This is a genomic window from Bathymodiolus platifrons methanotrophic gill symbiont (assembly GCF_002189065.1).
Taxonomy (GTDB): domain Bacteria; phylum Pseudomonadota; class Gammaproteobacteria; order Methylococcales; family Methylomonadaceae; genus Methyloprofundus.
The window spans coordinates 1-7,785 of sequence record NZ_BDMN01000019.1; the positions used below are offsets into that span (position 1 = coordinate 1).

General features: G+C 36.9%; 6 protein-coding genes and 1 pseudogene. 5 read left to right on the forward strand and 2 right to left on the reverse strand.

Going from position 1 to position 7,785, the window contains the following annotated elements; genetic code table 11:
* Positions 1–763: 763 nt before the first annotated feature.
* Positions 764–1,042: an SEL1-like repeat protein gene (locus tag CDZ78_RS01185; protein WP_140413832.1), complete on the reverse strand. Its 279-nt coding sequence runs from the start codon at positions 1,040–1,042 to the stop codon at positions 764–766.
* A 247-nt stretch (positions 1,043–1,289) separates the two neighbouring features.
* A pseudogene (locus CDZ78_RS01190) lies at positions 1,290–1,556 on the reverse strand (ISAzo13-like element transposase-related protein); the annotation flags it as partial.
* 35 nt (positions 1,557–1,591) lie between these two features.
* On the opposite strand from CDZ78_RS01190, the gene CDZ78_RS21605 reads away from it, so the two are divergent.
* The 5 genes from CDZ78_RS21605 to CDZ78_RS01205 all read left to right on the forward strand — a co-directional run.
* Positions 1,592–1,768 (forward strand): hypothetical protein, encoded by a 177-nt coding sequence (locus CDZ78_RS21605; RefSeq protein WP_167374136.1) that lies wholly within the window; start codon positions 1,592–1,594, stop codon positions 1,766–1,768.
* Positions 1,769–2,208: 440 nt separating this feature from the next.
* Positions 2,209–5,448 (forward strand): toprim domain-containing protein, encoded by a 3,240-nt coding sequence (locus tag CDZ78_RS01195; protein WP_087868318.1) that lies wholly within the window; start codon positions 2,209–2,211, stop codon positions 5,446–5,448.
* 3 nt (positions 5,449–5,451) lie between these two features.
* Positions 5,452–6,645, forward strand: a complete 1,194-nt coding sequence (locus CDZ78_RS01200; protein ID WP_087868319.1) for a hypothetical protein — start codon at positions 5,452–5,454, stop codon at positions 6,643–6,645.
* A 226-nt stretch (positions 6,646–6,871) separates the two neighbouring features.
* Entirely contained in the window at positions 6,872–7,000 is a 129-nt protein-coding gene (locus CDZ78_RS23525) for a hypothetical protein (protein ID WP_280175533.1), read from the forward strand.
* Positions 7,001–7,453: 453 nt separating this feature from the next.
* Positions 7,454–7,785 (forward strand): hypothetical protein (locus tag CDZ78_RS01205; protein ID WP_140413833.1); only part of this gene is annotated, 332 nt, incomplete at its 3' end.

Below are 7,785 nucleotides of genomic sequence, written 5' to 3' on the forward strand. Positions count from 1 at the left end.
ATCAAAAACTTGGAAACTGGCGTTTATAGTTAACCGTCATAGTTAATATTCCTATTTTTGTTTTTCACTGTCCCATATAAGTTAAGTTTAGCCAGCTTGTGTCGTACCAATCTTGTATTTTCGACCTATCACCAAGTCGACACGGGGGTTTGTGTTTTTGTTTAGTGAATGCGTGGGGGGGATATCAGGTCAAAAAATGGGAAAAAAATAAAAATAGAATGGATTAGAAACGGCCGTTATTGGCGAAATATAATACTTATAATGAGGTAGGATATGTTTTTTTTGCTTAAAATAAAATATATACCTTATTAATTATAAGGTTATAAGTCCTAATTGATAAAACATTTTTTGTAATTAGAATGCGGGTCAAACTGTTGTTTTTTTGTGTTGGTTTGTAGGCGTAAAAAAGGGATAAAAAAGTATTGTTTAGAGATTTCTGAGGTATGGCTAGAGAGGTAGTTCGGGTGTGCTTGTATGGAGTATGAGATAATGTTAATCCTTTTGAGTAATTATCTTATCATGATGAAGCCTTGCAATGGATAAGGCATTATGAAAATCTCAAAATCTTAACCACTTATCACTCGCTATTCCAGAAAATCCTCCATCGGTCAATCTGCTAGACAAGCCAGTCCTATACTAAAAAAGAGCTGAAGAAACAACCACGCCGCGCCAATTCGTCGAAAGACCAATGCGTCCTTGCGGTGTATTATTTTATGTCTTATATGTTATGAGGCGTAAGTTGTGAGGAAAATTAAAAAAGTTGTTATTTATGGCTTTTAATCCACTCTCGAGATAATTCTTGTGCCTCATTTATTTGCTCTGCTGTTAGTTCTTTTTCTATAAGCTCCCTAAGTTTAATTGCTTCTTTACTACCATTGTATGATGAAATATTAGCGTACATATATGCTTGTTTGTAATCTTTAATAACGCCTTCGCCTTCGGTATACATTACCCCTAGATTGTATTGTGCCTTAGCACTCCCTTCTTCCGCTTTTATCCTGAGGTCAGTTATGAAATCAGGATCTTGTGGTTTAGCTCCCATCTTATCCGTTGTCTTTGTGTTGTTTGCTGAGACTGAGGTGCAACTCGTTAAAACCAATGGTAAGGATGCGATGAATAGAACAAGTAATATTAGTTTGTATTTTTTCATAATTAAATATGGGAATATCATGCAAATCCATGGTTAGCAAGAGCGCAAAAACAAACTTATTTCGTTAGAGTTAAGTTTTTCTTATTTATCAAGCTATTGATAACAAAGGAATAAGTACGAAACAACTTCCCGATATTAATTATTCTTGAGGAATTGCACGGTAATTCCATTTTGGTAAATGTGTATCAAATACAATCGGCATTATTTCTTTGAAGTCAGCGGCATATTTTCGTCCTGTCTCGTATATTTTGTCGAGTATGTGAACAATTGTTGTTAGTCCTTTTGACGTTGATGTTCTAGAAATCAATGTTTTAACTGTTTCAACCGAGTCAAATACAACACCTTCACAAGCACGAGTCACATGAGGAAAAAAACGATGTTCAATGGGATTATACTTGGAGGTATAAGGAGGATAGTGGAGCTTTTATCCTGAGGTCAGTTATGAAATCAGGATCTTGTGGTTTAGCTCCCATCTTATCCGTTGTCTTTGTGTTGTTTGCTGAGACTGAGGTGCAACTCGTTAAAACCAATGGTAAGGATGCGATGAATAGAACAAGTAATATTAGTTTGTATTTTTTCATAATTAAATATGGGAATATCATGCAAATCCATGGTTAGCAAGAGCGCAAAAACAAACTTATTTCGTTAGAGTTAAGTTTTTATTATTTATCAAGCTATTGATAACTAACGAATATATATGTTGTGAAATTAAAATAACGACTGATATGTTAATTGTGTTAAATCATGTTGACTTACGATGGTATCATGTGAGTAATATTGATTGGTTACAATTAAATTAACTATTTTAAATGCAAAAAAAAACACCGATTTAAATTAATAAATCGATGTTTTTTTTAATATTTTTAATTCTACATACCTTTAACTGATGCTTGGCGGTTTCTCTTAAAGATACATTTTAAACAAACAGGACAATTAGTAGAACTAATTAGCCATTAACTTCTAATTAAGTGATAAATAAATCAATTAGAAGTTAAATTCTATCTTGTATAGACCTTTATGGATAGGTTAGGACTAAAAATTGTTTTGTCAGGAATAACATGGCAAACTTCAAAAACAAATCAAACCTACGTTTATCACCAAGTAAGCAAAACATCCACAGTCTTTATAATGCTTATGATGACATCAATAAACACCGCAATGCCTGCCTTGATTCACTGCTTAATTACGGGCTAGTTCTTGATATCGTCATTCTTGACGGTAAGTTCAGAAATACACCAATACTAGGCCGTACCCCAAAGAAAAAATCAGGGTGGTATGTTGGTCAGGAAATCACAATATCAAACAATCAAACCATCATATTAGCTACCTATGGCGATTTTCGAGAGGGAGTTAATCATACCTTCAACAGCTATTCAAAAAACACCGGGCTAACAAAATATGATAAAGAAAAATACCAACAAGCCTTAACGGCTAATCAAAAGCTCGTCGATGCAGAAAAAGCCAAAATGCACGCTAATGCAGCTATCGCCGCTAAAGATGAGTTTAATAAACTATCTAATACAGGTAATAGTGATTATTTGGTGAATAAGCAAGTAGAGGGGATTGGCGTTAAGTATGGCCGTAGATTCATCGCAGTACCTATTCACGGTATAGATAACGATCTTCGCGGCATTCAAAAGATTTTCAACGATGGCAGCAAACGCTTTACAACTGGAGCTAAAATAAAAGGTGGCTTTCATCTATTAGGTAAAATTAACCCAGATGGAGCAATCCACTTTGCAGAAGGGTATTCAACAGCCGCAACCGCTCACCAAGCCATCAATCAGGCCACTGTGGTTTGTTTTAACGCAGGAAACCTATCCCCCGTTATTGCTGAGTTTAGAAAAAAATACCCTGATAATAAATTCGTTATTTGTGCGGATAATGACCAGTTTGGCGAGGTCAATACAGGATTGGTTAAAGCAACAGAAGCCGCGGCGAAACACACTTGTTCAATTGCATTACCAGTATTCAAAGACCTATCAAGCAAGCCAACTGATTTTAACGACCTACAGTTATTGGGCGGTGATGTTGCTGGTCAGCTAAACATCGCAAAACCACAAGAACCATGGGTGTTTAATGATAAATTAACATTGATTCAAAATATTGATCGCATCCCTCTGCCAGCACCAGATAACGCGATCAATTCAATCATGGCAAGGTCAGTACTAGAACACCCAAAAAACCCTTATAACTTCACTATTGATACACTAGAGAGGCGCGTAGGAAAGCTATCTAAACGTAATAGTAACTGGCTAAATACACTACTAAAAAGAAAAGATGAGGACACACGAAAGTTTCACACAATAGTGGACTATAACTTGCCTGAATTCGATATTAATCAGCCTAATGCAGCAGAAATACTTTCAACAAGTAAAAGCATTTATATTGATTCTAGGCCAATGGGGTCAGGTAAAACACTGTTCACTGCAGAACTATTAAAATACCTGAAAACGCATAATAAAACATTCGGATATACAGCACATAGACGGTCAATTATTACAGCAACAGCTGAACGACTCGAGATAGAACATTACAATGATATTTCACCCTATGACATTATACAAGACTTAGCCGCCTGCATTAATAGCGCGTTACAACGTAAACATTTATTAAACTTCTTTCGTCAGTGTGAGTGCATTGTACTTGATGAATTTAAGCAAATTATTGAGCATATTACATTAGGAACTTTTGACAATAGATCAAAGGGGTTCGACCTTTTAATGGATATTATAAAAAACATTCCTGTGGTGTATGTTGCTGATGCTGATATGAACGACCGTACTATGGATATACTGAACAGCTTAAACCGCCCAATGTTTCATATCAAAGGAGACGAACGTAAACCCACAACTAAAATAGAACACACAACACGAAAAATAGCTAAAAGTGAATTTCTTAATCACGTTAAAAAGGGTGATCGCGGTATATTCCAGTGTGACGGAGTAGCAACCGCTAAAACTGCGTTTAAAGATGCTAATAGCTTGGCGCCAGAAGGCTATAAAGCATTGTTAATTCATCAGGAAAATCAGCATAATAAAGAACAATCAGCGTACCTAAAATCACCTAATGTATTTGGTAAGAAGTACGATCTAATAATTTTAACCCCCATTGTATCAAGTGGTTTTTCTATCGAGCTTGATTATGATTTTCATATTGGTATCTTTAGCGGTGTTCTGAGTCCAACAGAAATCATTCAAACATTAGGCCGTAGCAGGAAATCTAAATCAATTATTCTAGGATTTGATGCTAAACGAAAACAAATCCCGCTAAGTGCGAGTGAACAATTAGCTGGAATTACTGCAGCAGAAGGGCGGCTTAAGTTATCTGGGGGAGTTCTAGTGCATGAGCCTAATGCTTTTGACTTAGTTGCAGTTGCAGCGATTGAAGAGCGCGAGAAATCATGCCAGCAATTTGCACATACAACTTTATTGATTTTAATGCAGAAAGGTTATCCGGTGGAAGCCTTTACAGAGCCAGATAAAATAACTGAAATAAAGGGCACTGCTAAATTAGTTAAAATGGAGCATACGCTTAATGTCATAAATTCAGATGATATTTCAGACGTTGAATACACAAAGTTACAACATGCGAACAAGATTCTTGAATCGGAATATTTCTCAATAGAAAAGCACGAATGCAAAAGTCAATTGGCATTAGACAACGAGCCTTTAGAAGAAGACGTTTTATTCTGGGATGGTGGAAGAATAAAACCTGCTTTTGAACGCTTCGAAATCGTAACCGCACAGATAGATGATATTTCGATGTTGGATGAATACGAGTCTGAAACTATGACTGCAGATAAGGATAAGTCTTACGCGACTAGTCAAAAGATTATATTTAGTTCGGTAATGAATTTATTACAGGATAAAAAGCAACAGAAAGCGAATCCATTAGAACCACAGACAGATAAACTCTCTATAACAAAAGAAACTTTTCATCTGTCTGTAATATCAGACAATACTAAGCCTTCACTAAAACGCTATAATTCAGAGAGGATTACAGCTGCAATTGACTACCTGATTGCGAATTATGCAGAAGCTTCTGCCGCTGGATTAGGTAACTTTAAATCCCTCAATCGGAAGTATGATGCACGAACACTCGGTTATTTCCTTAAACGATTTGGCTTAAAGCATAGTGCGGTTGGTGATAATAAGGATAGAAAATATCAGATTACAGAAGAATCAGTGCTAATGATGAAAGGGATAACAAATCGCAGACAGATAAAACAGATTAGTGTCTTTAAGCAGGCTAATGAATTTAATTTTAAGTCGGTTACTAATGAAGTCAGTACATAATTTATGAACAAAAATAGATCAATATTCTTTGTTGCCTTTATTGTGATTTCACAGTTGGCTTTAAGCGATGTTTATATACCTGATACTGATGTTGGAGAGTCTCAGCAAGGTAAATACCACTCCGCATACCAATCTATCTTAAAGGACGAGGTAGAGAACAAGCCACTTGATGTTTCACTTCCTCAGATATCTAAGTATTTAAAAATAAACAGTGCGTTATTATCTAATGACGATGATTTTCCAACGACACCAGATGCTGAGTTAGCACTTAGAGCAAAAGTTTCAATAAGGTTTGCTAAGCAGTTTCCAGAAGCGGCAGAAAGTATGGCAAGATACAGGCAGCAAGCAAGGACTCGATTGAGTGAAGCAGCTAAGAATGAGATAGAAAAGAACTCAGAAGCAACAAGAATATTGAGAGATGATTTTGAGAATCTTGATAAATTCTATCGGATGCTCAATTATAGAGAGCATGTAGAGGGTAATCCTAACGATAGTTTCTTAGATAAATTAGGAATAGCTTGGAACTGTGGAGGTGCAAAGAATGATATTGGTAATCTTGCATCGCCTATTCGGGAGGAGCTCAGTAATGGACGGCATATTTCTGATGATTTAAAAAATGAACTCGATGAATTAATTTTTATTGCGGCAGCAGGAACGAGAAATGGGGCGTTTCTATCGAGAATGTTTGTTTCCTTATCTGGGTCACTTAAACCTATTATTGATTTATCCGTAAATTCTATTTCTAGTGGGATAGCAGGTTCTGGATTTTTGGATGGATTTGCAACGAGCATTTATGACCAGATGTATGTACTGGCTGCCTATGATTATTCCAATATAAAGGTTGATGAACAACCTATTGCCCCTTCTATTGTCAATCAGGCAGCCACAATGGAAGCTCTTATTTTAACGGGACTTGAACTGCATTCCTTTAAAGCTCCAAGTGGAATGCTTGGTCAATCAGGAGATATCGTAAGACAAATAATAGTGTCATCACTTAATACCCATGGTGGTAAATTGATTTTAAGTGAGATGGGCAAGAAAACATTAACGGTTACAAACGGTATTGTTAAGATAACTTACGGTGAATCTTCGACAGAAGAAGTACAGGAAATAGTATTGGATACCTTTCGGGAAATATCTGAAAAATATTGGGATAATCACCCAAACCTTGGTATTCGCTACCTATTGTTAATGTAACTATAAGAACTCTTCCTTATGCTATCGTAAACTCGGTGGCTTGCTAAGTAGCCCCTCCTCCGCTGAAAATCATGGAAACGGAGCTTAGCGAAGTGGTGATTTTTAGTCCCTGATAGGCGACAGGGCAATTCGCTGATTCGACGTGTGCTAGCAGCACGCGAGAGGAGCAAGAATTGCATTCCGAATAGCCGTCCAGCCAGTGAGGTAGTAATGACGAAGCGCTTTTGTGCGTAGTCGTTGCGGACGCAGGGCGTTCAGGGCATCGCCCATCCGCTGCGTAGGTGAACGAATTATGGCGACAGGAGTCCCAGAATTTCGTGAGGTAGCATGGCGCGCCTGGGCGCGTATAACTTAGGAGCATAGTAAAACGGTGAATCAAATGTAGCTTAATAAATGCCCTGTACAAAAAATGTACAATATAACCCTAGCCTATATGTATTGTGGCTTTCAGTCAGTTACACAAAAGTAGCACACACTTTTATCAACAGTTCTTGTGGCTAACTACGATATAAGAATTGTTGCTCACAATTTACGCATAGTAATGTCACAGGGTTATTTATCTTTGCACGGTGTGATACATACGTCTTAATGTGAGTTATCAAGATAATAAAGCCTCACTAATAGTAATTATTAAATGCGGATTGAATGGAAATCAAATATTCATTAGGGCACGTAAAATAGGGGTTATAAAATTTTCATGATGGGTAAAGGGTAGGCAAAAAACTGGCGTGTTCACTCTAAATATGTGATGATTTTGTGATGTGATTAATAGTTACACTCTCATAGAATAACAATTACGGGTGATAAAGTGGCATTAGTAACAATGACAGAGGCCTCACGATTAATCGGAAAATCGAAGCAGACTTTATACCGACATGTCTCATCTGGTAGGGTATCGAGGAATAGTGATGGTTTTCTTGATACTGCGGAATTAATCCGTGTGTACGGTGAACTGAAACAAAATACAACGTCAAAGGTTACAAAAACATCCGTCCCAGTGGTGCAGGTTGAGAGGTCTCATATAGAATGGCTTGAGAAACAGGTCGATGGGCTTAGGGACGATATAAAACAAGTTAGAGACGATTCCCTAGCTCGTGAAATTCGATTAATGGCATTACTTGAACATAAAATTGATACGAC